The organism is Flavobacterium yafengii (assembly GCF_030010375.1).
Classification (GTDB): Bacteria; Bacteroidota; Bacteroidia; order Flavobacteriales; family Flavobacteriaceae; genus Flavobacterium; species Flavobacterium yafengii.
Map to the genome: position 1 here is coordinate 555,760 of NZ_JASCRY010000002.1, position 25,734 is coordinate 581,493.

28 protein-coding genes are annotated in these 25,734 nt (G+C 34.7%); 23 read left to right on the top strand and 5 right to left on the bottom strand.

What is annotated here, in order from left to right; all coding sequences use genetic code 11:
* The first annotated feature begins 522 nt into the window (after nucleotides 1-522).
* The 20 genes from QLS97_RS09785 to QLS97_RS09880 all read left to right on the top strand — a co-directional run bounded on the left by QLS97_RS09785 (nucleotide 523) and on the right by QLS97_RS09880 (nucleotide 19,403).
* Nucleotides 523-1,968: an MFS transporter gene (locus tag QLS97_RS09785; RefSeq protein ID WP_282716318.1), complete on the top strand. Its 1,446-nt coding sequence runs from the start codon at nucleotides 523-525 to the stop codon at nucleotides 1,966-1,968.
* A 120-nt stretch (nucleotides 1,969-2,088) separates the two neighbouring features.
* Nucleotides 2,089-2,328 carry a hypothetical protein gene (locus QLS97_RS09790; RefSeq protein WP_282716320.1) on the top strand — a complete coding sequence of 80 codons (240 nt, stop codon included), beginning with the start codon at nucleotides 2,089-2,091 and terminating at the stop codon, nucleotides 2,326-2,328.
* A 458-nt stretch (nucleotides 2,329-2,786) separates the two neighbouring features.
* Nucleotides 2,787-3,551 carry an SDR family NAD(P)-dependent oxidoreductase gene (locus QLS97_RS09795; RefSeq protein ID WP_282716322.1) on the top strand — a complete coding sequence of 255 codons (765 nt, stop codon included), beginning with the start codon at nucleotides 2,787-2,789 and terminating at the stop codon, nucleotides 3,549-3,551.
* A 50-nt stretch (nucleotides 3,552-3,601) separates the two neighbouring features.
* Entirely contained in the window at nucleotides 3,602-4,456 is an 855-nt protein-coding gene (locus QLS97_RS09800) for a fumarylacetoacetate hydrolase family protein (RefSeq protein WP_282716324.1), read from the top strand.
* A gap of 18 nt (nucleotides 4,457-4,474) precedes the next feature.
* Complete coding sequence (locus QLS97_RS09805) at nucleotides 4,475-5,488, top strand: zinc-binding alcohol dehydrogenase family protein (protein ID WP_282716326.1); 1,014 nt, start codon at nucleotides 4,475-4,477, stop codon at nucleotides 5,486-5,488.
* 19 nt (nucleotides 5,489-5,507) lie between these two features.
* Nucleotides 5,508-6,305 (top strand): SDR family oxidoreductase, encoded by a 798-nt coding sequence (locus QLS97_RS09810; RefSeq protein ID WP_282716328.1) that lies wholly within the window; start codon nucleotides 5,508-5,510, stop codon nucleotides 6,303-6,305.
* Between the two features lie 10 nt (nucleotides 6,306-6,315).
* On the top strand, nucleotides 6,316-7,152 hold the full coding sequence (locus tag QLS97_RS09815) for an amidohydrolase family protein (protein WP_282716329.1): 837 nt from the start codon (nucleotides 6,316-6,318) through the stop codon (nucleotides 7,150-7,152).
* A 16-nt stretch (nucleotides 7,153-7,168) separates the two neighbouring features.
* A complete protein-coding gene (locus QLS97_RS09820; RefSeq protein ID WP_282716330.1) occupies nucleotides 7,169-7,981 on the top strand; it encodes an SDR family oxidoreductase in 813 nt (270 codons plus the stop codon).
* Nucleotides 7,982-8,014: 33 nt separating this feature from the next.
* A complete protein-coding gene (gene uxuA / locus QLS97_RS09825) occupies nucleotides 8,015-9,205 on the top strand; it encodes a mannonate dehydratase (protein WP_282716331.1) in 1,191 nt (396 codons plus the stop codon).
* A gap of 836 nt (nucleotides 9,206-10,041) precedes the next feature.
* On the top strand, nucleotides 10,042-10,251 hold the full coding sequence (locus tag QLS97_RS09830) for a helix-turn-helix domain-containing protein (RefSeq protein ID WP_282716333.1): 210 nt from the start codon (nucleotides 10,042-10,044) through the stop codon (nucleotides 10,249-10,251).
* Between the two features lie 2 nt (nucleotides 10,252-10,253).
* Nucleotides 10,254-10,568 (top strand): HipA N-terminal domain-containing protein, encoded by a 315-nt coding sequence (locus QLS97_RS09835; RefSeq protein ID WP_282716334.1) that lies wholly within the window; start codon nucleotides 10,254-10,256, stop codon nucleotides 10,566-10,568.
* Nucleotides 10,561-11,487 carry a HipA domain-containing protein gene (locus tag QLS97_RS09840; protein ID WP_282716335.1) on the top strand — a complete coding sequence of 309 codons (927 nt, stop codon included), beginning with the start codon at nucleotides 10,561-10,563 and terminating at the stop codon, nucleotides 11,485-11,487. The genes QLS97_RS09835 and QLS97_RS09840 overlap by 8 nt, the downstream gene beginning before the upstream one ends.
* Before the next feature lie 899 nt (nucleotides 11,488-12,386).
* Nucleotides 12,387-12,875: a c-type cytochrome gene (locus QLS97_RS09845; protein ID WP_282716336.1), complete on the top strand. Its 489-nt coding sequence runs from the start codon at nucleotides 12,387-12,389 to the stop codon at nucleotides 12,873-12,875.
* Nucleotides 12,876-12,891: 16 nt separating this feature from the next.
* Nucleotides 12,892-14,865: a Sec-dependent nitrous-oxide reductase gene (gene nosZ, locus QLS97_RS09850; RefSeq protein ID WP_282716337.1), complete on the top strand. Its 1,974-nt coding sequence runs from the start codon at nucleotides 12,892-12,894 to the stop codon at nucleotides 14,863-14,865.
* Nucleotides 14,866-14,929: 64 nt separating this feature from the next.
* A complete protein-coding gene (locus QLS97_RS09855; RefSeq protein WP_282716338.1) occupies nucleotides 14,930-15,946 on the top strand; it encodes a nitrous oxide reductase accessory protein NosL in 1,017 nt (338 codons plus the stop codon).
* An 81-nt stretch (nucleotides 15,947-16,027) separates the two neighbouring features.
* Complete coding sequence (locus QLS97_RS09860) at nucleotides 16,028-17,257, top strand: nitrous oxide reductase family maturation protein NosD (RefSeq protein ID WP_282716340.1); 1,230 nt, start codon at nucleotides 16,028-16,030, stop codon at nucleotides 17,255-17,257.
* Nucleotides 17,254-17,976, top strand: coding sequence for an ABC transporter ATP-binding protein (locus QLS97_RS09865; RefSeq protein ID WP_282716342.1), 723 nt, complete (start codon nucleotides 17,254-17,256; stop codon nucleotides 17,974-17,976). Before QLS97_RS09860 ends, QLS97_RS09865 begins: the two co-directional genes overlap by 4 nt.
* Complete coding sequence (locus tag QLS97_RS09870; RefSeq protein ID WP_282716343.1) at nucleotides 17,960-18,727, top strand: ABC transporter permease subunit; 768 nt, start codon at nucleotides 17,960-17,962, stop codon at nucleotides 18,725-18,727. Before QLS97_RS09865 ends, QLS97_RS09870 begins: the two co-directional genes overlap by 17 nt.
* Nucleotides 18,727-19,020 (top strand): cupin domain-containing protein, encoded by a 294-nt coding sequence (locus QLS97_RS09875; protein WP_282716344.1) that lies wholly within the window; start codon nucleotides 18,727-18,729, stop codon nucleotides 19,018-19,020. Before QLS97_RS09870 ends, QLS97_RS09875 begins: the two co-directional genes overlap by 1 nt.
* A gap of 11 nt (nucleotides 19,021-19,031) precedes the next feature.
* Nucleotides 19,032-19,403, top strand: a complete 372-nt coding sequence (locus QLS97_RS09880; protein WP_282716346.1) for a group III truncated hemoglobin — start codon at nucleotides 19,032-19,034, stop codon at nucleotides 19,401-19,403.
* Between the two features lie 67 nt (nucleotides 19,404-19,470).
* Here QLS97_RS09880 and QLS97_RS09885 read toward each other — a convergent pair whose 3' ends face one another.
* The 3 genes from QLS97_RS09885 to QLS97_RS09895 all read right to left on the bottom strand — a co-directional run bounded on the left by QLS97_RS09885 (nucleotide 19,471) and on the right by QLS97_RS09895 (nucleotide 21,923).
* A complete protein-coding gene (locus QLS97_RS09885; protein ID WP_282716348.1) occupies nucleotides 19,471-20,025 on the bottom strand; it encodes a fasciclin domain-containing protein in 555 nt (184 codons plus the stop codon).
* 67 nt (nucleotides 20,026-20,092) lie between these two features.
* Entirely contained in the window at nucleotides 20,093-21,325 is a 1,233-nt protein-coding gene (locus QLS97_RS09890) for a hypothetical protein (protein WP_282716350.1), read from the bottom strand.
* A 4-nt stretch (nucleotides 21,326-21,329) separates the two neighbouring features.
* Entirely contained in the window at nucleotides 21,330-21,923 is a 594-nt protein-coding gene (locus tag QLS97_RS09895) for a Crp/Fnr family transcriptional regulator (protein WP_282716352.1), read from the bottom strand.
* A 266-nt stretch (nucleotides 21,924-22,189) separates the two neighbouring features.
* Between QLS97_RS09895 and QLS97_RS16905 the strand changes: the two genes are divergently transcribed.
* From QLS97_RS16905 to QLS97_RS16915, 3 genes are all read left to right on the top strand, one after another.
* Complete coding sequence (locus tag QLS97_RS16905) at nucleotides 22,190-22,393, top strand: hypothetical protein (RefSeq protein ID WP_345956943.1); 204 nt, start codon at nucleotides 22,190-22,192, stop codon at nucleotides 22,391-22,393.
* Nucleotides 22,394-22,540: 147 nt separating this feature from the next.
* Nucleotides 22,541-22,699, top strand: coding sequence for a hypothetical protein (locus tag QLS97_RS16910; RefSeq protein WP_345956944.1), 159 nt, complete (start codon nucleotides 22,541-22,543; stop codon nucleotides 22,697-22,699).
* 150 nt (nucleotides 22,700-22,849) lie between these two features.
* Nucleotides 22,850-23,269 carry a hypothetical protein gene (locus tag QLS97_RS16915; RefSeq protein WP_345956945.1) on the top strand — a complete coding sequence of 140 codons (420 nt, stop codon included), beginning with the start codon at nucleotides 22,850-22,852 and terminating at the stop codon, nucleotides 23,267-23,269.
* On the opposite strand, the gene nadB is transcribed toward QLS97_RS16915, so the two are convergent.
* Both nadB and nadA read right to left on the bottom strand, forming a co-directional pair.
* On the bottom strand, nucleotides 23,258-24,793 hold the full coding sequence (gene nadB, locus QLS97_RS09905; protein WP_282716354.1) for an L-aspartate oxidase: 1,536 nt from the start codon (nucleotides 24,791-24,793) through the stop codon (nucleotides 23,258-23,260). The genes QLS97_RS16915 and nadB overlap by 12 nt on opposite strands.
* On the bottom strand, nucleotides 24,793-25,722 hold the full coding sequence (gene nadA, locus QLS97_RS09910; RefSeq protein WP_282716355.1) for a quinolinate synthase NadA: 930 nt from the start codon (nucleotides 25,720-25,722) through the stop codon (nucleotides 24,793-24,795). The genes nadB and nadA overlap by 1 nt, the downstream gene beginning before the upstream one ends.
* Nucleotides 25,723-25,734 lie beyond the last annotated feature (12 nt).

The window sequence follows — 25,734 nt, forward strand, 5'->3', positions numbered from 1 at the left end:
ATCGTTTTGTTTTGTTTTTACCCCTTCCAATGCCTCGAAAGGCTCTATAGAATAGGATGCCGAAAAAGAAAATGTATTGTTTTTTACTTCTAAAAAAAGTAAATTACTGTTTTTACTGTAAAAATAAACCGCTTTACTCGTCTGTTTTTATGGAATGTATAATTTTTACTAAGGCCTTTTTTATTTAAATTAGCTAATTTTTTGTACATTTTATCTTTAACATTTATTTTATAAAATGTTTAATTTAATAATACTTTTTTTATATTATCTGTTTATTTATCTTGGAAATTTAAAATAATATTTGAAAAGTTTGGAATATATATATTATAAAGTATATTTGTGCAATCGATTACATTACATATTAGCTCAATTTAGAATTTCTTGTAAAAGCACTCTAATAGATTAATTTTAAGGACAGTGTTTTATTTTAATATGAAGTTGGATTTTATTGCAATTTTTTTAGTGAATCAAGGTGTAGTCAAAACTAATTTAATATTTAACTTTCTATAAATAATTGAAACTATGAACGAAAAGAATAAAGCTATTGGTAACTACCGCTGGTCAATTTGTGGTTTGCTCTTTTTTGCGACTACCATCAACTACTTGGACAGGCAAGTGCTTTCTTTGACATGGAGCGATTTTATTGCCCCTGAGTTCCACTGGACCAATAATGATTATGGAAATATTACGGCATTATTTTCTATTTTTTATGCAATATCTTTATTATTTGCAGGAAGATTTGTGGATTGGTTGGATACTAAAAAAGGATTTCTTTGGGCTATTGGAATATGGTCTATAGGGGCTTGTTTACATGCATTTTGTGGTATTGCAACAGCAGGAATAATAACTGGTGAATGGTTTGTTGGTTTTGAAGGAGCAAAAGAAGCAATTCGGAATGTTAATGATACAGGGATGGTAATTAATGTGAGTGTTACCTTATTTATATTTGCTCGTTTTGTTTTGGCAGTAGGTGAGGCTGGAAATTTCCCTGCCGCTATTAAAACAACAGCTGAATATTTTCCTAAAAAAGACAGAGCATTCTCTACCAGTATCTTTAATGCAGGTGCCACCGTTGGAGCATTAGCTGCTCCAATATCTATTCCATTTATTGCAAAATCTTTTGGTTGGGAAATGGCGTTTATTATTATTGGAGCCTTAGGTTTTGTTTGGATGGGATTTTGGGTTTTTATGTATGATAAGCCTGATAACCATATAAAAGTTAGTGCGGCTGAATTGGAATATATCCAGCAAGATGATATTGCCGATAGTAAACTAGAAGGTTACGTGCCCGAAACTAGTACCAAAGTATCTCTTATGGATTGTTTTAAGTATAAGCAAACTTGGGCTTTCGCTTTTGGTAAGTTTATGACAGATGGTGTGTGGTGGTTCTTCTTATTTTGGACTCCAGCTTATTTAAGCTCTGTTTACGGAATGGATTCTACTGAAGCCGCTTTACCATTATTTGTTCTATACATGATTACCTTGCTTTCTATTATTGGAGGTTGGTTACCAACTTATTTTGTTGAAAAAAAAGGAATGAATCCTTATGAAGGTAGAATGCGAGCTATGTTAATTTTTGCATTCTTTCCATTATTGGCCTTAATTGCACAGCCTTTGGGACATATTAGCTATTGGTTACCAGTAATTATAATTGGTATTTCAGGTGCAGCTCACCAATCTTGGTCAGCAAATATCTTTACAACAGTTGGAGATATGTTCCCGAAAAAGGCAATTGCTACCATTACAGGTATTGGTGGTTTAGCTGGAGGTATTGGCTCTACCATGATCAATAAAGGTTCGGGACTTTTATTTGATTATACCCAAGAAACTAATATGGATTTTATGGGCTTTCAAGGTATTGAAGCTGGATACTTTATTATTTTCTCCATTTGTGCGGTTTGTTACTTAACAGGTTGGGTTGTGATGAAATCACTAGTGCCTAAATATGCTCCAATTACGGATTTGTAATAGGAAAAGTAAATAAGTTTCAAGAGGATAAAGCGAATGCTTTGTCCTTTTTTGTGTTAAGTGCAAATCAAAATTAAAGACCTTTGTTAGTCCTTTTTTTTTAAAAAGGGTAATTTTTAAATGAAATTTGATTATAAAAACAGCAATGAAATAAAAAGTGCCCAAGCAATGAAGATATTGGATAGTTTTGGTGCAGGAGGTTCATTTACTGAATATTACGCTCTGGATTTTGCAGCCGATGTGGTATTGATGGGACATGATGGCCCGGGTCATATTACAACCGCCGAAGGTAAAACGAAAGTTCGTCCTCTAGGTGTTTATCATGGGAAAGTCGGTAGTGGTTTGTCTGTTGAAATGTAGGTTAGGAATGGTCCGGTTACGTTGCTTTCTGTAGTAGAATCCAACAATGGCAAATTACTCTTGCTGGTTGCTGAGTCAGAATCTGTAGCTGGTCCGATTTTACAAATAGGGAATACCAACAGTCGGTATAAATTTTCAATCGGTGCACGAAAATTTGTGAACGATTAGAATAGTCATGGTCCTGCACATCATTGTGCGGTAGGTGTGGGTCATATTAGTTCAAAAATTGAAAAGCTGGGTCAATTACTCAATATGGAGGTTGTGAAAGTTTGTTAAACTTGCGAGATTCAAATAAAGGAAGTGAAATATGGTTTTTGATATAGGAAATCAATATGAAAAGGAATTTCAATGGTTTGTTTTAATAAATAATTTTACCCATTAAGTTGTATTATGCTTAATGAAAATTATTTGGAGCAATTATCGGTTTTTAATTATCATCTAAATTAAATATAAAAATTATGTTTTCATTACAAAATAAAAAAGCGGTGGTTACTGGTGGAGGTAGCGGAATAGGGAAAGCAATTGCTGCTTTATTCGCAAAGCAAGGTGCCGAAGTGCATATTGTAGAATTAACCGAAGAAAGTGCCAAAGCGGCGGTTGAGGAAATAAAGGAAAATGGAGGAAAAGTGTTTTCTCATGCCTGTAATGTGGCCAATCAGCAAGAAGTATTGGCAACATTTGAAAAAATTGGTAACATCAACATTCTTGTCAACAATGCAGGAATAGCACATGTGGGTAACGTGGAAACCACGCCAGAAGCCGACTTTGATCGCATTATGAATGTGAATGTAAAAGGGGTTTACAATTGTTTGCATGCAGCAATCCCACAACTGCGCAATTCCGAAGGTAGCGTTATTGTAAACATGGCTTCCATTGCGGCTTGGGTAGGTATTCCGGATCGATTTGCTTATTCCACGGCCAAAGGAGCTGTAATGGCTATGACTTTATCGGTTGCCAAAGATTATATGGCCGAAAATATCCGTTGTAATTCCATTTCTCCTGCCAGAGTGCATACACCGTTTGTGGATGGATTCATTTCTAAGAATTATCCGGGAAAGGAAGCTGAAATGTTTGATAAACTATCTAAATCACAACCTATTGGTCGCATGGGGAAACCGGACGAAGTGGCGGCTTTGGCGTTATTCTTGTGCAGCGATGAAGCTGGTTTTATTACCGGTTGTGACTATCCTATTGACGGAGGATTTATTAAATTAAATAACTAAGGTCACCTTATTCATACTATAAAAACAATTATACTAAAAAAATAAATAAAATGAAACTAATACGTTTTGGAGAAGCCGGTAAAGAAAAACCAGGTATTTTAATCGGAGAAAAAAGATTTGATGTATCGGCAATTGTTGCGGATTATAATGAAGCATTTTTTGAAGAAAATGGACTAGAGACATTAAAAGCAGCTTTAGAAAATAATCCTGTCCTGCCTGACGTTGACGCTTCTGTACGTTTGGGTTCACCGGTGGCAAGACCATCTAAAATAATATGTATCGGATTAAACTATGTAGACCATTGTAAAGAAACTGGTGCGCCAATACCGGAAGAACCGATTATCTTTTTTAAATCGACTACCGCTTTGTGTGGACCGAATGACGATTTAATAATTCCAAAGAACAGTAATAAAACCGATTGGGAAATTGAATTGGTATTTATTGTAGGAAAAAAAGCCAGCTATGTTGAAGAAGCAGATGCTATGGATTATGTAGCAGGGTATTGTTTGCATAATGATTACAGCGAAAGAGCGTTTCAATTGGAACGTGGCGGACAATGGGCAAAAGGAAAAGGATGTGATACATTCGCTCCACTTGGACCCATCATGGCAACAAAAGATGAAATTGCAGATGTAAATAATTTGTCGATGTGGTTGACAGTAAACGGAAAAACATTCCAAAATAGTAATACATCGAATTTAGTTTTCAAAATTCCTTTCTTGGTTCATTATCTCAGCCAGTTCATGACATTGCTTCCGGGTGATGTTATCAGTACAGGAACGCCTCCAGGTGTTGGTTTAGGAATCAAACCGCAACCTATTTATCTTAGAGCGGGAGATGTGGTTGAATTAGGAATAGAAGGATTGGGAACAAGCAAACAAGTGGCGGTAGCGTACAGCAAATAATTATAAAAAAATTAAGAGATGAAATACATTGTATGCGAAAAACCCCATCAGTTTGAATTAAAAGATAAACCCATGCCGGTGCGCAAGGATGGTGAAGTATTATTAAAGATTAGAAAAATAGGTGTTTGTGGTACAGATATCCATGCTTTTGGTGGAACACAGCCCTATTTTGAATATCCACGTATTTTAGGACATGAACTCGCTGCTGAATATATTGAAGGCGAAGCTGAAGGTTATAAACCGGGTGATAAGGTAACTTTTATACCTTATTTTCATTGTGGTGAATGTGTGGCTTGCAGAAATGGACTTACGAACTGCTGTGCAAAGATTAAAGTTTTTGGAGTTCATATCGACGGAGGAATGGCAGAATATATTACCATCCCAGAACAATATCTACTGCAGGGTGGCGGACTGGATTACGACCAACTGGCACTTGTTGAACCACTTGCCATAGCTGCACATGGAGTAAGAAGAGCTGTGGTAAATTCAAATGACACGGTACTTGTTATGGGAGCTGGTCCTATAGGAATTGGCCTGATACAATTTGCTAAAATAGCTGGTGCAAAAGTAATCGCGATGGATATCAACGAATACAGGCTGCGTTTTTGTAAAGAAGAACTCCATGTTGATGCCACGATAAATCCTGCAAATGAAGATGTCACGGCAAGACTTATGGAAATCACAAACGGCGACATGCCTACAGTTGTCATAGATGCAACCGGTAACCGTAATGTTATGAACAGTGCTTTTAATTACATCGCCCATGGTGGACGATTTGTTCTGGTGGGTCTTCAAAAAGGGGAACTTAGTTTTAGCCATCCTGATTTTCACAAACGGGAATCTACTTTAATGAGTAGTAGAAATGCAACAAAAGATGATTTTCTCTATGTGATGGAATGCCTTAAAAACGGTAAAATAGACCCAAAGAAATACATTACCCACAGGGCTCCTTTTACTGAAATGATAACTGAATTTGAAAAGTGGATTAATCCAAAAAATAACGTCATCAAAGCGTTGATAGAACTGGATTAAACTTAAAAACTAAAATAGTATGGATTTAAGATTAAAAGGTAAAATAATAGTCGTTTCAGGATCAGCAGGAAAAGAAGGAAGCATTGGTGAGACCATCATAAAAAGACTGGCTGACGAAGGTGCAATTCCTGTACTTGTAGACCGTAATGATAGAGGTTTTGGTTATGCCGAAGAACTTCAAAAAAGAGGTTTGGATTCCATATTTGTGCAAACGGATGTAACTAATCCGGAGCAAATGGAAGCTGCTGTACAAAAAATCGTTGAAAAATACGGACGAATAGATGCTGTTATCAATAACGTTGGAGTAAATGATGGTGCAGGTTTAGATGCCAGTTATGAGGAGTTCATGGATTCTTTAAAACTGAATCTGGTAAGCTACTTTTTACTGACCAAATATGCACTTCCTTATCTAAAAGAATCAAAAGGTAATATCCTTAATATTGGTTCTAAAGTTGCCTTGACAGGACAGGGAGGAACTTCAGGATATGCTGCCGCAAAAGGTGGCGTATTGGGTCTTACCAGAGAATGGGCGGTTGACTTAATTCAATATGATATCCGTTCCAATGCTATTATCATTGCAGAAAGTTTTACTCCTGCTTATGACGATTGGTTAAAAACATTACCGGACGGCGAAATGGTATTGGCAAAAATAAATAAAAGTATCCCGTTTGAAGCAAGGATGACAAGCCCTGAAGAAATAGCAGACACTGCGTTGTTTATTATCTCTGATCGTTCTTCCCACACTACCGGACAATTCGTTTTTGTAGACGGAGGATATGTACATTTGGACAGATCATTAATTAATGATGTAAATTAGAAAAAGCTTTATGCATAAACGTATTGACGCCCATCAGCATTTTTGGAAGTTTGATCCTATTCGGGATAGCTGGATTGATGCCTCTATGCAGAAAATTCAAAAAGATTTTTTGCCAAAAGATCTTCTGCCGTTACTGAACGAAAATAAATTTTCCGGCTGTGTTGCTGTACAGGCAAGCCAATCGGAGGAAGAAACTAATTTTCTGCTTGACTTAGCGGCAAAAAATGATTTCATCAAAGGTGTCGTGGGATGGGTAGACTTATTAGATGAAAATATCGCTGAGCGACTGGCTACTTTTTCAACTCAAAAAAAGCTGAAAGGATTTAGACACGTAGTACAGGGAGAATCTGATGATTTTATGCTAAGAAATGATTTTCGCAACGGTATAAGTGAATTGAAACCGTTTGATTACACCTATGATATTCTCGTTTTTCATCGCCAGTTGCCTGCAGCAATAAATCTGGTCAATCGTTTTCCTGGTCAAGCTTTTGTACTGGACCATATTGCAAAACCTGATATAAAATCGGGAGCAATTCAATTATGGAAAGAGAATATCCAGGAATTAGCAAAAGCAGAAAATGTGATGTGTAAAATTTCAGGAATGATAACTGAGGCGGACTGGAATTTATGGACAGCGGATGATCTAAAACCATATCTCGATGTGATTTTTGAAAATTTTTCGAAAGAAAACCTAATGTTTGGTTCTGATTGGCCTGTTTGCAATCTTGCCGCAAATTATAATCAGGTTGTAAAAACGCTGGAGGAATATATTTCGCAGTTACCAATTCAAGAGCAAGAACTGATTTGGTATGGCAATGCCAACACTTTTTATAAACTCGATCAATAAAAATAATACTATATACATGGATAATTTATTCAATTTAAAAGGAAAAGTAGCTTTAGTCACTGGAGGATCTGGGGTTTTAGGAGGTCAAATGGGTGAAGTTTTGGCGAAAGCGGGAGCAACAGCAGTGATAATGGGATCAACTTTAGCCAAAGCTGATATCGTAGTTAATAAAATTAAGGCAAATGGTGGAGAAGCTTTTGCTGTAGCTGCCAATGTACTTGATAAACCATCACTTGAAAAAGTAAAAGATTTAATATTAGAAAAATACGGGCGCCTTGATATCTTAATCAATGCAGCCGGAGGAAATGTCCCAGGGGCAACTATTGCTCCGGATAATACTATTTTTAATATGCCCACTGTAGATTTAGAAAAAGTATTAGACTTAAATATTATTGGTACTATATTGCCAACACAAGTTTTTTCAGAAATTTTTGCTAACCAGAAACAAGGGGTAATCATTAATATTTCTTCTGCAACAGCGCAACGTCCATTGACACGCGTAGTTGGTTATTCTGCTTCAAAAGCGGCAATCGATAATTTTACCAAATGGATGGCTGTTGAAATGGCTACTAAATTTGGCGAAGGAATACGAGTAAATGCGATAGCGCCAGGATTTTTTATTGGAGAGCAAAATAGAGCTTTATTGTTGGAACCTGACGGAGGTTTGACAGCCAGAGGAAAAAAAATCATCGAGCAAACGCCAATGCGAAGATTTGGTAATCCAGAAGATTTGGGTGGAACTCTAATTTGGTTGTGCAGTGATGCTTCAAAATTCATTACCGGAATTATTGTAAATGTTGACGGTGGATTTGGAGTTTCAAGTATATAAAAAGTAAAAAAAATATAAATAAAACACAAGCAAATGGAACAAACATGGAGATGGTTCGGTCCTAATGATTCAGTTAAATTATCTGATATAGCACAAGCTGGAGCTACTGGTATAGTGACGGCATTACATCATATTCCTAATGGGGAAGTATGGGAAATCGAGGAAATTTTAAAAAGAAAAGATACAATCACTTTTAAAAATTCTGATGTTGACTCTACATTAACTGGCCTTCAATGGTCTGTTGTGGAGAGCATTCCGGTACACGAAGACATTAAAAAACAAACAGGAAATTACCTTCAATATATTGAAAACTACAAGCAAAGCATCAAAAACCTTGCTGCTTGCGGAATACATACAATATGTTATAATTTCATGCCCGTTTTGGATTGGTCTAGAACTGATTTAGCGTATGAAATGCCTGACGGGTCAAAAGCATTGCGATTTGACATTAATCAATTTACAGCTTTTGATTTATTTATTCTTAAAAGACCCGAGGCAGAGAAAGATTATTCAGTAGAACGAATTGCTGCTGCAACTGCTTGTTTTAAAGCACTCAGCGAAGCCGATAAAGTGAAACTACAGCAAAATATTCTTGCAGGCTTACCCGGTGCCGAAGAAGCGTATAGTGTCAAAGAATTCCTAACGGTTTTAGACGGTTATAAAAACATTGACGGTGCTACACTAAAAGCGAATCTTTATTATTTCCTGAAAGAAATCATTCCGGTTGCTGAAAGTGTTCATGTAAAAATGGCAATTCATCCGGATGATCCTCCATTTCCAATCCTTGGTTTACCAAGAGTAGTAAGTACTGAAGCCGATTTGACAGCAATGTTAGCCGTTGTGGATTCTCCTTCAAATGGTTTTACGATGTGCACTGGTTCTTATGGAGTAAGACCTGATAATGATCTTGCAGGTATGATTGACCGTCATGGTGATAAAATGAATTTTATTCATTTGAGAAGTACCCAAAGAGAAAGTGATGGAAGTTTTTATGAAGCAAATCATTTGGAAGGTAATGTAGATATGTATGCTGTTGTAAAAGCAATACTCAACATAGAAAAAGAAACGAAAAATATAATCCCAATGCGCCCTGATCATGGACATCAGATGTTGGATGATTTAAATAAAAAAACAAATCCCGGATATTCTGCAATCGGTCGTTTGCGTGGTCTTGCTGAATTACGAGGATTAGAAATGGGAATCAAAAAAAGTTTATTTGATTGAAATTATTTATGTCTACTAGCAAACCATTTTTGAAGCTTTTGCATTTTTTGTATGAAAAAGTATTGAAATTTTGTTTTTCATAATGTGGTGACTTTTGAAGATTATTAAATTAGATTATAAATTTTCTATTGTCAAGATGTTCATTATTCAAACTACTTGTTAAACAAGGTCTTGTTTGAAATTCGGGTACCTAAAAATTACTTTTTCTTGGGTAACCGAATAAGCATCCTTACGATTATGATTTAATGATGTTTTTTGAAATTAATAAAAACGGAAAAGCCTGTAAATCCTAATATTTACAGGCTTTTGGTTTCAATTGAAAATGAATTAGTGGAGTCGCCGGGACTACAATCGAACACCTTATACCGATCTTAACTTTTTTTGATAGCTTAAAATTATGACTTAATGTATTGATTTTTAATATTTTAAATAGTTGTTTTTTGATGATAATTTTTTAAGGTTAAAAAATTTAACTAAGTACTTTAACGTTTTTTAATAATTCTAAGTTTTTTAAAGGTAAAAAGGTGTACATAAAGGAAATGTTACAGTTCGACAGTCGAATTCTAATTAACGGTCGAACACTTTGTGTAGGTAGAAATTACGATAGATTATTCGAAGCATTCAATTTTATAGCATTCAGAGGTGCTAGCAACAGAAAGTGAATTTTTTAAAATTACCGGTATAACAGTAAAACAACCTTTTATTCCTCTTATTTAAACCAATTGACTATAACTTGCGTATTAATTACCGTTATAGCGGTAAAAACAATGTTTTTATTTTAAAACACTTGTATTGTAAAGCGTATTTGGTTATTTTTACTGCTAAAACGGTAAATAATGAATGATTTTGATTTGGGTCTCTTCATAAAAGAGCATCGTAAGCAAGCAGGATTAACACAATTAGAATTGGCTAATCTAGCAGGTGTAGGGAAGACTACAGTTTTTGATATTGAAAAAAATAAAGAAACGGTTAGCTGGAATAATCTTTTAGCTGTTCTAAAAGTATTAAATATTGAAATCCAGTTTAAAAGCCCAATCAATAAATAATTATGAAAAAAGCAATAATATTTGTTCACGATAAAAGAGCAGGAGTATTGAGTGAGAATACTAGTGGAGGGTATGAATTTACCTATGATGACAATTATGAAGGAGAACCGGTATCATTGACTATGCCATTGACTAATAAAACATATTTATTTGTCAAATTCCCATCTTTTTTTGAAGGATTATTGCCAGAAGGCATCATGCTTGAAGGGCTTTTAAAAATCGGTAAAATTGACAAAAATGATTATTTCTCACAACTTATTGCGACAGGAAATGATTTAGTAGGAGCGGTAACGGTAAAAGAATGGAAAGATGAATAGATGTCCAATAACGTACGAATTATGTGGCACTGAAAAATACAGTGAAAAAGGACTTCGAATGATTGCTCCTAAACTTACTGCATTACATGATTTACCATTTACAGCCGCTGAACAAAGACAAGAGGCGGCTAATCGTGCCAAAAAATTGTATATTCAAGGGGTACAACCTAAATTAAGTGCTGTTATTTCAGTAGCAAATCAACAGTTTAAAATTGTTGATCAGTTTGGCAATTATATTATAAAACCTCAAAATGATATTTTTCCTGAGCTACCCGAAAATGAAGATGTAACCATGAAAATGGCAAAAGTATATGGGCTTGATGTGCCTCTTCATGGATTGATTTATTCAAAAGACGGCAGTCTTTCTTATTTTATAAAACGATTTGACAGATACAGTAAAGGAAAAAAATATGCTACAGAAGATTTTGCACAATTAACAGGAAGTTCAAGAGATACCAAGTATGATTATACTATGGAAAAGTTAGTGAAAGTAATTGACCAGTACTGTACTTTTCCTGCTATAGAGAAAGCTGATTTCTTTAAACGAGTTTTATTCTGTTTTATAACGGGTAATGAAGATATGCATTTAAAATTTTTTTCAGTAATTACGAAAGCTGGAAAAACAACCTTGACTCCAGTTTACGACTTTTTAAATTCTTCCATTTCTATTAAAAATCCACAAGAAGAGTTAGCCCTTTCTCTTAAGGGGAAAAAAAATAATTTCGAGTCAACGGAATTAATTGATTATTACGCAAAAGACCGCTTAGGACTTAATGATAAAACTATCGACACTATTTTATCTGATATGAATAAAAGTCTATCCAGATGGATTGAACTTGTAGAAATTTCTTTTTTATCAGATACCATGAAAGAAAAGTATTTAAAGTTGCTGGAAAATAGGATTGGTAGATTTAAATAATCAGGTATATCTACGTATAAATAATCGTGTTAAAATCATTTATATTTGGTAGGTTTGGTGGAATAGGGTGGTCAATATCACTGGAATTTGAAGATATTCGTCGTAGAGGAACCACTTATTACACTGGAAAGTGGTGGTCAATTTGACCGGTTTTTCCAGCTTAGGCTGCTTTTGATTATTTGGAATAGTTATTTTTTTTACCAACCCTCAAAAGTAGTAGTTTTAATTAATTTTTCAATTGATAGCATTGTTGCTTTGATTGAATTTTCTAAACTACTTCTTATCTTTTCAAACATTTCTATACTTTTTAATTTATAAAATTCTCTTTTTTCTTTGCCAATTAGACCTCTTTAAGATTAATTTCCACCATATCATTATAAGCAATTATATTAGCTTCATTTTCTCCATTCAATTTGATACAATTATAAAAATCATCATTAAGCCCTGCGGAATCAGTGATCTTATAAATAATTCTAAATTTATTTTATTTAACATTAATTCTTTTAATGATTATATTTCCAGCTTCTGCATCCATTTAATTGAATAACATTTTTAGCCGAATTATAATTTATCGAAATCTATTTATTAATAGCTTAAAATATTCGGCCTTAGATTTTCCATCAACATCAAATACGCCTGTTATCGATTTTTATTCGATTTTGTATTCTTGACTAAAACGTGTTAAACAAAACATTAGTAATGTTCCTAGTAATATTTTTTTCGTTTTTATTGTTTTTAAATCATGGTTATAAGATGTGGATAGTTGACTAAGGTTTAACTGTTAACAAAAGCTACTTTTTATTTTTAAAATAAAAAAAAAGATATTTAAGTATGATTCAAGTCATAATTAATGCGCTGATCTAATCGCATTTTTGTTAAACAATTCTAAAACAATTTATATGTACAAATTAACTTTTTTTGTAGTTGCATTCGTAATGTTAACTTCATGTGGTGATAAAACCAAAACCAACGATGATTTTTCAAAAGATACTGCTGCACCTTCTGAGGAATCCGCGACAAACCCAACCGATGCAGTTGCGTATGACCCAAACAGAGGTATTGGAAAACACACATCAGTAGATTTAGGCGATAAATTGGATGAGGCAATGGCTGCCGAAGGAGAAAAAATCCAATCTGTTAAATGTTCTTCCTGTCATAAATTGACCGATGAAAAATTAGTAGGTCCAGGTTGGAAAGGGGTTACTCAAAGACAAAAACCTGAATGGATTATGAACTTCATTACTAATCCGGACCCAATGATTGATAAAGACCCAAAACTTCAAGCACAACTGGAACTTTGTTTAGTTCGTATGCCAAATCAATCATTGACAGATACCGATGCAAGAAATTTATTGGAATACATGCGTAAAAACGACGGAGTAAAATAATTTAATTTAAAATAAGATGAACAATATTTTTATAAAAACAAGTCTCACCATAGTCTTGATAAGTATATTTTTTGGTTCTTGCAGACCTAAGGATACAGCAGATGCCGTAAGTGGTGACGCAGCTCAAAAAGTCTATGTTGCTCCTGGAAAATACGACGAATTCTATAATTTCGTTTCAGGAGGTTTTAGCGGACAAATGAGTGTATATGGTTTACCAAGTGCAAGATTATTGCGAGTAGTCCCAATATTTTCTCAAGATCCGCAAAGTGGTTACGGATACAGCGAAGAAACGAAACCAATGTTGAATACCTCTCATGGATATGTACCTTGGGACGATCAGCACCATTTAGAATTGTCTCAAACCAATGGTGAGGTTGATGGTCGTTGGATTTTTGCCAATGCCAATAACACGCCCAGAATTGCCCGTGTGGATTTAAAAACGTTCAAAACAGTTGAAATAATTGAATTGCCAAATAGTGCAGGAAATCACTCTTCTCCATTCATTACTGAAAACACAGAATATGTGGTAGCTGGAACCCGATTTAGCGTTCCTACTGATAATGCTAACGGTGATGTACCTATTAATACTTACAAACAAAATTTTAAAGGTTATTTGAGTTTTGTAAAAGTTGGGAAGGAAGGTCAGATGGATATTGCTTTCCAAATTGAAGCACCAGGAGTAAATTTCGACTTAAGTCATGCTGGTAAAGGCAAATCACACGGTTGGTTTTTCTTCTCTTGTTACAATACAGAGCAAGCCAATACTTTGCTGGAAGTGAATGCTTCACAGAATGACAAAGATTATATTATGGCAGTGAACTGGAAAAAAGCTGAAGAATACATTAAAGCCGGAAAAGGGAAAAAAGTGAAAGCTAAATATGTACACAATACTTGGGACGAAAAAACGCATACGGCAAAATCTGAAATGAGAACTGAAGTATTAGTTTTGGATTCTAAAGTGTTAAAAGATATTTGCTACATGATTCCTTGCCCAAAATCACCTCACGGCTGTGATGTTGATCCTACAGGAGAATACATTGTAGGTAGTGGAAAATTAGCGGCTTTAATTCCAGTCTTTAGTTTTGACAAAATGAAAAATGCGATTGCAAAAAAACAATTTGATGGCGAATATGAAGGTATTCCGGTTATCAAATATGAGGCAGCTTTACACGGTGAAGTAAAAAAACCGGGATTAGGACCATTACATACTGAGTTTGACGGAAAAGGGAATGCGTATACTACTTTCTTTGTTTCTTCAGAAGTCGTGAAATGGGACATTAAAACATTGAAAGTATTAGATAGAGCACCTACCTATTATTCTCCAGGACATCTTTCTATTCCTGGTGGAGACAGTAAAAAACCATTTGGCAAATACATGGTAGTTTACAATAAAATCACTAAAGACAGATACCTGCCTACTGGCCCGGAATTAGCTCAAAGTGCACAATTGTTTGATATTAGTGGCGATAAAATGAAGCTTTTGTTGGATTATCCAACTATTGGAGAACCGCATTATGCACAATCTGCTCCAGCTGATTTAATCAGAAACAATGGTCAGTTGAAATTTTATAAAATCGAAGAAAATAAACACCCTTATGTTGCCAAAGGAGAAAAAGAAGCAAAAGTAGTTAGAAAAGGGAATAGAATAGATGTGTACATGACTTCCATCCGTTCTCACTTTGCCTCTGATAATATCGAAGGGGCCAAAGTAGGTGATGAGGTGTATTTCCATGTCACTAATTTAGAACAAGATTGGGATGTACCCCATGGATTTGCTATAAAAGGGGCTGATAATGCCGAGTTGTTAATCATGCCGGGTGAAACAGCCACTTTGAAATGGATACCAAAAAAAGTAGGAATATTTCCTTTCTATTGTACTGATTTTTGTAGTGCGCTGCATCAGGAAATGTCAGGATATCTAAGAGTTTCTCCAGCGGGAAGTAGTGTTCCCCTAACGTTTAGCTTAGGAACAAATATGCCGGCTAAATAAGAATCACTTGAAATTCAAGAGGGAACAAATTATCTAGTTTGTTCCCTTTTTTAATAAAAAAATCATGAATAATTCAAAAATTTCAACACTTTCAAAAGTTATGCTTTTGTTGGTGATGGTGCTATTAGTGTCATCTGTTTTTGTTCCAATGTGGAGAATTGAATTGTCCGCACCACAATATCCAGAAGGATTAGTATTGCAGTTGCATGCTAATAAAATAGGAGGTGATGTCGAGATTATTAATGGACTAAACCATTACATTGGCATGAAAACCTTGCATAAAGAAGATTTTATAGAGTTTGCCGTATTGCCTTATATCATTGGTTTTTTTGCATTATGTGCTTTAGCAGTTGCGGTAATTGCCAAGAAAAAAGGACTATATGCTTTATTCATTTTATTTATTCTTTTTGGAATATTAGCAGGAGTCGATTTTTACCGATGGAACTATGAATACGGACATAATCTGGACCCAAATGCGGCAATCAGAGTGCCGGGAATGTCTTATCAGCCGCCATTAATAGGATACAAACAACTCCTGAATTTTGGAGCATATTCTATTCCGGATATTGGAGGATGGATGTTAATTGCTTCGGGATTTTTATTGTTTTTATTAGTTATCAAAGAGACTAATCTGTTGCAGAAATTCAAAAAATCAAATCCAACAGCAGTTTTATTTGTCTTTTTATCTTTTTCTTTTTTTTCCTGTGCCAAAACGGAAGTGGTTCCCATTAAATTGAACGTTGATACGTGCGATTTCTGTAAAATGACTATCGCAGATGGGAAATATGCGGCAGAAGTGATTACTGAAAAAGGCAGAGTCTACAAGTTTGACGATATCATGTGTATGATACATTATGGAAAAGAAAATTCCAACACAAAAATGGCAACTTATTATGTGAATGATTATACGCAAGACAATGTTTTGATTCCCGCCAAAACTGCTTTTTTACTTTCTGGAGGAATTATTCAAAGTCCTATGAGAGGCGGAATTATAGCTTTTTCTTCTGAAAATGATGCAAAGGAATTTGGAATAAAATTAAAAGCAAAACCAGTTGCTTGGGAAGCTGTAATTACAAAATAAACCAGTCGTTTTTTGAATCAGTAAAAAATTAAGAACAGTGTGTTCTCTTAATTAAATTCAGATGGTTTAATTTTAAAAATAATGAAAAAAATCCTCTACATATTTCTGTTTTTTTCTTCATTCCTTCATGCTCATGTGATTGAAGTTGGTGCTAATAAACCTGTAAAATCAATAAAAAAAGCCATTAGTTTGGCTAAAATAGGTGACACGGTTTTAGTTCATAAAGGCGTGTATCGAGAAGGCAATATTGTTATTGATAAAAGAATTGTTTTTCTGGGTAAAGGATATCCGGTTTTAGATGGGCAAAAAAAGTACGAAGTACTTTCCATTAAAGCGGATAGTGTGGTTGTGCAAGGTTTTAAAGTGATAAAATCAGGGTATGCTTCACTTGAAGATCCCTGTGCGATTAAAGTGTACAATAAAAGCCATGTTGTTATTCAGAACAATATTCTAGACGATAATTTCTTTGGAATTTATATCCAAAATGGTAAAAACTGCCTGATAAAAAACAATACCATTGTAGCGTACGGTAAAGAAGAACAGCAAATAGGCAACGGAATTCATTGTTGGAAAAGTGAGAATCTCCAAATTATTGCTAATACTATTTCCGGTCATCGGGATGGGATTTATTTTGAATTCGTAACCAATTCCGTTATCTGGAGAAATATTTCAACTAACAATATTCGGTATGGCTTGCATTTTATGTTCTCTAATGACGACGCGTATATTACCAATATTTTCAAGAATAATGGTGCCGGTGTTGCGGTAATGTTTACCAAAAATGTCAAGATGTTCAATAACTATTTTGAAGAAAATTGGGGCGATGGCGCTTATGGATTATTCCTTAAGGAAATTACGGATAGCCATATTATTGGAAATAAATTTTCTAAAAATACTTCTGGAATTCACATGGAAGGAACCAATCGGATTCGGGTTGAAAAAAATGTATTTGAAGCCAATGGATGGGCGATGAAAATCCAGGCCAGTTGCGTAGACAATGAAATCGTAAATAATAATTTTATTGGGAATACTTTTGATATGGGAACTAACGGAAGTTTAGTTTTAAACAAGTTCGATACCAATTATTGGGATAAATACGAAGGATATGATTTAGACAAAAATGGAGTTGGCGATGTGCCGTATCATCCGTTGAGTTTATTTGCGGTTTTAGTTGAAAATAATCCCTCGGCGATGTTGTTGTTCCGGAGTTTTATGATCACACTTTTGGATAAATCCGAAAAAGTGCTGCCCAGTATAACCCCGGATAATTTCATTGACAATTCGCCATTAATGCATTCATTACCATTATGATTGAAATAAAAAATATATATAAAAAATTCGGAAAATTAGAGGTTTTAAATGATGTCAATCTTTCTTTTAAAAAAGGAGAATGTATTGCTTTAATTGGTCCGAATGGCTGTGGAAAAACGACTTTGATAAAAAGTATTTTGGGAATGGTCATTCCTTCAAAAGGCGATATTTTATTCAATGAAAAATCAATTTTAAAGGAATTTAAATATCGGGAACAAATAGGCTACATGCCGCAAATAGGACGTTATCCGGATTATATGACAGTTGGGAAAATCATCGAAATGATAAAGAAAATTCGAAATTCGGATCAGGTTTTAGATGAGGATTTAGTCCATGCATTTCAACTCGAAAAAATAGTCGACAAACAAATGCGGACACTTTCGGGTGGAACAACGCAAAAAGTAAGTGCTACGTTGGCTTTTTTGTTTAATCCTGAGGTGTTGATTTTAGACGAACCTACAGCGGGATTAGATCCATTGGCTTCCGAAATATTGAAAGAAAAAATTATAAAAGAAAAAGAAAAGGGAAAACTAATCTTGATTACTTCCCATCTTTTAAGCGAATTAGATGATTTGATTACGCAAATTATTTACATGCAAGACGGGACAGTGCATTTTCATCAAAGTATCGCGGATTTATTGGAATCAACAAACGAGCAAAAAATATCCAAAGCAATTGCTAAAATCTTAAAAAACAAAAGCAATGAACAGAATCATTAAAATCATTTTTCTAGACATTCTGAAGAACAAGATTATACTGGCGTACACCCTTATTTTAGCTATTCTTTCCTGGAGTTCATTTGGGCTGGAAGATAATTCTGCCAAAGGATTGCTTACTATTTTGAATATAATTTTATTCACGGTTCCGTTGGTTTCCATTCTTTTTGCCACGATTTATTTGTACAACAGTACGGAGTTTATTGAGCTTTTATTAAGCCAACCGATTAAGCGCAAGAAAATTTGGTTGAGTTTGTTTCTCGGACTTTCGTTAGCAATGGTTTTAGCCTTTTTTATTGGTGCCGGAATTCCACTTTTAATCAATGCGCCGGATAGTGTAGGCATTATGATGCTCGTCATAGGTTGTCTGATTACCTTGGTCTTCGTGGCTTTGGCATTTTTAAGTTCGATACTGACCAGAGATAAAGCAAAAGGAATAGGTATTGCCATCATGGGTTGGTTATATTTTGCACTGCTTTTTGATGGAATAATTTTGTATTTGCTGTTTCAATTTTCAGATTATGCAATCGAGAAAGCAATGATAGGCGTTACGGCACTTAGCCCAATAGATTTAGCCAGAATTCAAATCCTGTTGCATCTGGATGTTTCGGCAATGATGGGATACACCGGAGCAATTTTCAAAGATTTTTTCGGGACTTCTTTGGGATTACTGCTTTCTTTTTCGTTGTTGTGTTTGTGGATTATTATCCCATTTTTCATTTCATTAATCAAATTTAAAAACAAAGATTTATAATGTTTAAAGATATACTTCAAAAACTAGAAAATGCTGCTAATCCGGTGGCGCAATTGGTTCAAAATACTTCTTGCAGTAAAGTAATGGTGATTGCTTTCAAAAAAGGAATGATTCTCAAGGAGCATAAAACGGATGTTCCTGCCAAATTATTAGTGATAAAAGGGAATGTGATTTACAAAGAGGAAAACCAACGAGAAGAACTTTTTCTTTATGACGAACAAGATATTCCGGTAGCAGTTTTGCATTCAGTAGAAGCGATGGAAGACAGCTTGTGTTTATTGTTTAAAGGCTAAAAAATCTAGAGATGAAAACAGATATAAAAAACAGAAATGACATTGAGAAACTGGTAAACACTTTTTACGATAAAATAAAAACGGATGCTAAAATCGGTTATTTTTTTACGGATGTAGCCAAGGTAAATTGGGAAGATCACTTACCTAAAATGTATGATTTCTGGGAAAATATTATGTTTTCTACAGGTAATTTTGTCGGAAATCCGATGGCAAAACACAAGGAATTACATCAAAAAAGTACAATGACCAAAGCTCATTTTCAACATTGGAATGCCTTGTTCAATGCAACTGTTGATGAGTTATTTACGGGAGAAAAAGCAGAAGAAATTAAACAAAGAGCGGTGAATATTGCAATGGCCATGATGTATAAAACAATAGGTTGAAAAAGCATAAAAAAGCGTAAACTATTTTAGTTTACGCTTTTTTCAATCTGGTAAAATGAATTAATAATTATTTTGGAAGCAATACATCATTTATTACATGTATAATTCCGTTTGATGTTGGTATTGAAGCGACAATTTCGGAACCATTTACAAATACTTTGTCTCCTTTTTTTGTGATTTTTATTTTTCCGGCATTCACTTGTTCATATTCCTGCCCGTCTTGCATGTATTCGGTCTTTAGATTTCCAACGTAAGTGTGGTATTCTAATATATTTTTTAAATCATCTTTTTTCCCGGGTTCTAATAATCCTTCAAGAGTTCCCTTTGGAAGTTTATCAAAAGCAGCGTTTGTTGGTGCAAAAACTGTAAATGGCCCAGCATTGCTCAATACATCCACTAATCCTGCTGCTTTTACTGCTGTTACAAGAGTAGAGTGATCTTTACTTCCTGAGGCTGTCTGAACGATATTTGGACTGGAAGTATCATCAACCACGGCAGACTGTCCGGTACCTTGGGTTGCTGTGGTTTCTGTTGTTGTTGGAGGGGAAGCTTCACTATTTTGTTTGCAACCAAAAATGGTAAAGAAACAAACGACTGCTACTAATTGAATTGATTTTTTCATAATTAAGGTTACTTTGGTTTTATATGGCAAAGTACTTAATTATCAATTATTTATTCTATGAGTTCAATCATAAAGGCGGGTTATTTTTAACTTTTTTGATTGAAAAATAAGTAATAAATCCTATTCCTAAAAGTAAAATTATTGCAACTGCAAAAAGAAGTTCATTTACATACGGAATAATAGTATAAGTGAACGATGCAACACCTTGAATAGCGAGAACCAACTCGTTTAATAGAACGCCAATGGAAAATAGAACTAAGCCAATTTTTATCTTTTTAGTAATGAAAATTAAATGATTGGCATAAATGTAAAACAACAGAAACAACGAAATTACCGCCAATAAAACCAAGTGTAAATAGGCTATTACAATTGGTCTGAAACCAAAGGCAAGCTGGCTTAAAGATGGGATTGTTGAACCCAATTGCAAGATGAATTTTATGCTTAATGCCAAACAGGAAAAGAGTAAGATGTAGCGTAATAAAAGCGCAAAGTTTTTCAAATACTCTTTTTTCGTTTGCACTAAAATGACAAGAAGTTTAAACCAGGCAAAAACCTGAATTATTGCAGCAAAAACGGTGATAGCGTAAAGCCAAATCGGTAAATCCAACCAAAGTGTGGATAAAAAATAGGCAGGAATACAAGAAATAGCAAACAGCTTAAAGGAATTGTCGTAAAAGGAATGTTCTGATTTTTTGAGGTTTAAAAAACCAAAAAACAAACCGATGCAACCAAAGAAAAACCAACCGTTATATTGAAAATGAAGAAAATAATAAATAGATGCTAAATATAAATCCTGTATGACATTTTTACTGGCCATCATATAAGCCAAGTAAAAAGTCCCAAAAGAGGAAATAATATTAAAAAATAAGGCGGCCTTAAACCAGTTTATTGCGGCAAAATCAGCATCCAGTTTTCTCAAATCTTTGATGTAATAATAGCCAAAAACATAGGAAACCAGAATCGATACCGTTGAGAAAAATATAGAAATCATCCCGTATCCCTGAATAATAAAGAAAATCAGCATCCCGTAAGAACAAATGAGATTGGCTATAATTATTTTTTGGTATTTATGGACTTGAAAGTCGGTGGTTTTATTCTGAAGATAATACACCATTAATGTCATCAATGTATGACTGATCCATCCTGAAAATGCAAAATGGGAATGGGAATGTAAGATGTTTTTTTGATTGAAATAAGGAAATTCAAAACCAATTTTATAACGCATTAAAACGCCAAGAGCGGCAACGATGCAAAGATTTAACAAGGAAAATTTAAGCCAAAACTGTATGTTTAATTTCATTTTTTTAATAAAATATTTTGTGATTAATGATGTCAACTTTATTGCAATCATTCATTTTTGAAAAAACACGAATCACCGTTTCGACTCTCAAACCGGTAAAATTTGCAATTTCCTGACGCGTGTAAGGAACTAATACTTTGTTGCCGGTACATTCGGATTTTCTTTTGTGTGTGTTCAAAAAGGCAAGAATTCTAAACTCCGGTTTCTGGTTGATGATCTCTTTTGAAGTATTGGATTTTGAGTGAATTTTATTGGCAAGTAAAACCAAAAATGTTTTTTGGATTACGGGATATTCGTCAAGAATTTTTAAAAATTTATCTTTTGATAATTTTATGATAGTGCTGTCCTGAATGCAAATCGCTTTAGATGGATACGGTTGGTCAATAAATAAAGGGGGTTCGCCAAAACTCTCTCCTATACAAAAAAGCCCCTGAGTAAACTCTTTTCCTTCGTCATTTGAGTTAAACATTCTCACGCTTCCATCAATGATTTGATAATAAAAATGGGCTATTTCATCTTCCTGAAAAATAACTTCATTTTTTTTGTATTTTTTGGCAACAGCACCCCATGAGAACAATAAATCTATGTCTATTTGCATAATTAAATTGGAATTAATTATAGTTTATTAGCAATAAAAAAAAGGCGAAAATTTGCAACGAATACAAATATAATTTTTATAAAATCAATAGGAATATGATTGAAATCATAAAATATGATCAGAAAAAAGTATTGGTTTACTAAAATTTCACATAAAAAAATAATGGCTAAAGTATTTTATTAAAGTAGTATAGCATATGATATTTATCAGTTTTTATAGTTTTTTGTTTCTCAACTTTTGTGGTTTATTTATTAAATCATTCAGGCATGACAACATTTAAACCACTTCATACTTTTCATATCCCGGTTATGGGACTCCCTTATACGATTGATAGTCCGATACGAGTGGTGAAGTATGGAACTTCATCCGTGGTTTCAATTATGGATGATGAACTTATCGAAAAAATGAATGCTTTTTACTGCAAGAAATTCGATTTACGGTATCAGGAAATTACCCGAAAAAATACATGATTATAGCGCAGAACGAATTACTTCTTATTTGAATTTGGTAGACAAAATCGTCAAGGAAAAACCCAAAAATTTCAAAACGGAATTATCCGAAAGCAAATCAGCTTTGGAAAATTACATCGCCATGCTGCCCAACACACCAGAGCATTATTGACTGGAGCCAAAGAAGATGATTTGTATTTAAGTCATATTTCGCCGTTGGGAATTCCTTTCAATACGTTGCGAGAAACGACGAATGAAAAATTGAAATTGAAACGAATTGAGGAAAGCAAAGCGGGGGTTCGTGTCCAAAACGATTTTTGGCGTTAAGCAAAGAATACGACGCGAAAGGAATTTGTACGTCTTCCAAGAAATACCAAGACTTGAAACTGGAAGAATTACTACTTGAAAAAGATATTTTAACTGCAGCAGTTTTCGAAAAAAGAAAAACAGTATTACTGAAAAAAAACTTGTCTTTGTGTGGGTTTAGCCAATGCTTCGTATCTTGAAAATGACATTAAGATAAAAGGGCAGGTGCAAGGCGTAATCATTTGTCCAGGGCCCAACATGGCGTATTTTGACCAAGAAGTTTCACTGTCTAAAATGGTACAGCATATTTATGAAAACGCTTCTGTGTTGACGGTTATCAATCGACCAAATCTATTTGTCAAAGAGTTAAAAATGTATTTGGATTATCTGAAAAATGAAATTTCAGCGGTTACTGAAGAAATAACTTTGGGACAAATTAAAAAATGGAATTCGTTTAAAAATAATTTGCTTTTAGGAATTGGATATTATGAGGATTTATTTTCAGCAACTCCCTTTTTCGAAAGCACTAAAAATGAGATTTTCAGTCAATTCGATATTTATAAAAGCGAACTGATTTCTTTATTCGCATAAATCGTAGACTTTCATAAAACCACCACGGTTATCTTTCCGTTCAATGGAGTGCTGTACAATTAAATTCCCAATAGTAATCATGTTTAGTAATTCGTACAGCGCAACACTAATTTGATGGGTTTTACTAATTTCTTCCATTTCATTTTTCCAATGTAAAAGCTGTTCTTTGGCTTTCGGTAAATCCAATTCATTTCGCACAATTCCTGCATTCTGACGCATCAAAAGCTGTAATTTGGCTTCCATTTTAGCCAAATAATCCGAACTGATTTTAGGTTTTTCAGCAGATTCCCAATTCGAGATAATCCCATTGAATTGGCTTTTTTCAATAGAAACATGAGCCAAATAATCATAAATTTTCTCTGAATATACGAGCGCTTCCAACAAGGAATTAGAGGCTAATCTATTGGCACCATGTAATCCTGTACGGGAACATTCGCCACAGGCAAATAAATTTTCTATAGATGTTTTTCCGTTTTTATCAACTGTAATTCCGCCACACAAATAATGCTGTGCGGGAACCACGGGAATCCAGTCTTTTGCTATATCAATCCCAATGCTTTTGCAACGCTCATAAATCATGGGAAAGTGCTTGATAAAAGCGTATAAATCCAGATGGGTACAATCTAAATAAACGCAATCGTCTCCTGATTTTTTTAGTTCCAAATCAATGCTTTGCGAAACGATATCTCTGGATGCTAATTCGCCTCTTTCATCATAATTCATCATAAACCGAAGTCCTTTTTGGGTACGCAAATACGCTCCAAAACCTCGAACGGCCTCCGAAATTAAAAATTTAGATCCTGCTGAAGCATCATATAAAGCGGTAGGATGAAATTGAATGAATTCCATGTCTTTGATAGCGGCATTTGCACGAAAAGCCATGGCAATACCATCTCCGGTTGCTATAACTGGATTGGTGGTATGACCGTAAAGATGGCCTATTCCACCAGTGGCCAGCACCGTAAAATCAGATTTGAATGTGATAATTTCGTTTGTTTTTTCATGCAAGGCATAAGCGCCAAAACAGTGATTGTTTTGGGTTATCAAATCAAGAGCAAAATAATGATTCAGAACGGTTATGTTTTCTTTTTGATGCACTTGCTCTAAAATGGCACGCTCAATTTCATAACCCGTTTGGTCTTTATGATGTACCACCCTGTTGCGTGAATGGCCGCCTTCTTTGCCTAAATCAAAATTTCCTTTGACCGTTTTATCAAATTTGGCACCCCACGCTATGAGTTCTTTCAATCGTTTCGGGCCTTTGGTGACGACCATTTTGACGACATCAACATCACACAAACCATCTCCGCAAATGAGGGTGTCGTCAATGTGTTTTTGATACGAATCTTCGGTTTCGTCAGTGACAATGGCAATCCCGCCTTGCGCATATTTTGTATTGGATTCATCTTCGTTCGACTTGGTAATTATCGTGATTTTTCTATCAGGAAATCGTTCTGCAATTTTTATGGCAAAAGTCAATCCTGCCACGCCAGAACCAATGATTAAGTAATTTGTAGCAATCATTATTTTGATAATTCAAGCATTCGTTCAATGGGAACTAAGGCTTTTTTTCTAATATTTTCAGGGACATCAATTTCCGGGCTTTCAGTAAGCAAGCAATCATACACTTTTTGTAATGTATTCATTTTCATGTAGCCACATTCGCTGCAAGCACAGGTGTTATCCTCTTTTGCAGGAGCCGGAATCAATATTTTATGCGGGACTTCCTGTTGCATTTTATGTAAAATTCCCGCTTCGGTAGCCACAATAAATTGATTGTTCGGATTTGTTTTTACATAGTCAATCATCCCTGCTGTTGAACCAATATAGCTTGCTGTTTGCAGAATATGTGTTTCCGATTCGGGATGTGCAATGATGCTTGCATCAGGAAATTGTTTATGGACTTCGATTAATTTATCCAGCGAAAAAGCTTCATGAACCACACAGGAACCATCCCAAAGCAGCATGTCTCTTCCTGTTTTGCTGATGATGTATTTTCCTAAATTCTTATCCGGTGCAAAAATAATGGGCGTTTCTTTGGGAATGGATTCCACTATTTTCAAAGCATTCGATGAGGTACAGACAATATCACTCAACGCTTTAATTTCGGCAGAACAATTCACGTAAGTGATGACAATATGATCGGGATGTTCATCAATTAATTTTTTGAATAAATCCGGTGGACACGATTCCGCCAGTGAGCAACCTGCTTTCAAATCGGGCAGAATTACTTTCTTTGTCGGGTTTAATATTTTGGCAGTTTCGGCCATAAAATGTACGCCGGCAAAAAGGATGATATCGGCATCCACTTTCATGGCTTCTTGTGATAATCCCAAGCTGTCACCCACATAATCTGCAATATCCTGAATATCGGCTTCTTGATAATAATGGGCTAAAATAACCGCATTTTTCTCTTTTTTCAATTCCAGTATGCGCTCTTTAAGATTTTTCATTAGTTAAGTTTA

Coding starts and splice junctions, on each gene's coding strand:
- QLS97_RS09785 (WP_282716318.1), top strand. CDS start 523: ATGAACGAAAAGAATAAAGCTATTGGTAACTACCGCTGGTCAATTTGT.
- QLS97_RS09790 (WP_282716320.1), top strand. CDS start 2,089: ATGAAATTTGATTATAAAAACAGCAATGAAATAAAAAGTGCCCAAGCA.
- QLS97_RS09795 (WP_282716322.1), top strand. CDS start 2,787: ATGTTTTCATTACAAAATAAAAAAGCGGTGGTTACTGGTGGAGGTAGC.
- QLS97_RS09800 (WP_282716324.1), top strand. CDS start 3,602: ATGAAACTAATACGTTTTGGAGAAGCCGGTAAAGAAAAACCAGGTATT.
- QLS97_RS09805 (WP_282716326.1), top strand. CDS start 4,475: ATGAAATACATTGTATGCGAAAAACCCCATCAGTTTGAATTAAAAGAT.
- QLS97_RS09810 (WP_282716328.1), top strand. CDS start 5,508: ATGGATTTAAGATTAAAAGGTAAAATAATAGTCGTTTCAGGATCAGCA.
- QLS97_RS09815 (WP_282716329.1), top strand. CDS start 6,316: ATGCATAAACGTATTGACGCCCATCAGCATTTTTGGAAGTTTGATCCT.
- QLS97_RS09820 (WP_282716330.1), top strand. CDS start 7,169: ATGGATAATTTATTCAATTTAAAAGGAAAAGTAGCTTTAGTCACTGGA.
- uxuA (WP_282716331.1), top strand. CDS start 8,015: ATGGAACAAACATGGAGATGGTTCGGTCCTAATGATTCAGTTAAATTA.
- QLS97_RS09830 (WP_282716333.1), top strand. CDS start 10,042: ATGAATGATTTTGATTTGGGTCTCTTCATAAAAGAGCATCGTAAGCAA.
- QLS97_RS09835 (WP_282716334.1), top strand. CDS start 10,254: ATGAAAAAAGCAATAATATTTGTTCACGATAAAAGAGCAGGAGTATTG.
- QLS97_RS09840 (WP_282716335.1), top strand. CDS start 10,561: ATGAATAGATGTCCAATAACGTACGAATTATGTGGCACTGAAAAATAC.
- QLS97_RS09845 (WP_282716336.1), top strand. CDS start 12,387: ATGTACAAATTAACTTTTTTTGTAGTTGCATTCGTAATGTTAACTTCA.
- nosZ (WP_282716337.1), top strand. CDS start 12,892: ATGAACAATATTTTTATAAAAACAAGTCTCACCATAGTCTTGATAAGT.
- QLS97_RS09855 (WP_282716338.1), top strand. CDS start 14,930: ATGAATAATTCAAAAATTTCAACACTTTCAAAAGTTATGCTTTTGTTG.
- QLS97_RS09860 (WP_282716340.1), top strand. CDS start 16,028: ATGAAAAAAATCCTCTACATATTTCTGTTTTTTTCTTCATTCCTTCAT.
- QLS97_RS09865 (WP_282716342.1), top strand. CDS start 17,254: ATGATTGAAATAAAAAATATATATAAAAAATTCGGAAAATTAGAGGTT.
- QLS97_RS09870 (WP_282716343.1), top strand. CDS start 17,960: ATGAACAGAATCATTAAAATCATTTTTCTAGACATTCTGAAGAACAAG.
- QLS97_RS09875 (WP_282716344.1), top strand. CDS start 18,727: ATGTTTAAAGATATACTTCAAAAACTAGAAAATGCTGCTAATCCGGTG.
- QLS97_RS09880 (WP_282716346.1), top strand. CDS start 19,032: ATGAAAACAGATATAAAAAACAGAAATGACATTGAGAAACTGGTAAAC.
- QLS97_RS09885 (WP_282716348.1), bottom strand. CDS start 20,025: ATGAAAAAATCAATTCAATTAGTAGCAGTCGTTTGTTTCTTTACCATT.
- QLS97_RS09890 (WP_282716350.1), bottom strand. CDS start 21,325: ATGAAATTAAACATACAGTTTTGGCTTAAATTTTCCTTGTTAAATCTT.
- QLS97_RS09895 (WP_282716352.1), bottom strand. CDS start 21,923: ATGCAAATAGACATAGATTTATTGTTCTCATGGGGTGCTGTTGCCAAA.
- QLS97_RS16905 (WP_345956943.1), top strand. CDS start 22,190: ATGACAACATTTAAACCACTTCATACTTTTCATATCCCGGTTATGGGA.
- nadB (WP_282716354.1), bottom strand. CDS start 24,793: ATGATTGCTACAAATTACTTAATCATTGGTTCTGGCGTGGCAGGATTG.
- nadA (WP_282716355.1), bottom strand. CDS start 25,722: ATGAAAAATCTTAAAGAGCGCATACTGGAATTGAAAAAAGAGAAAAAT.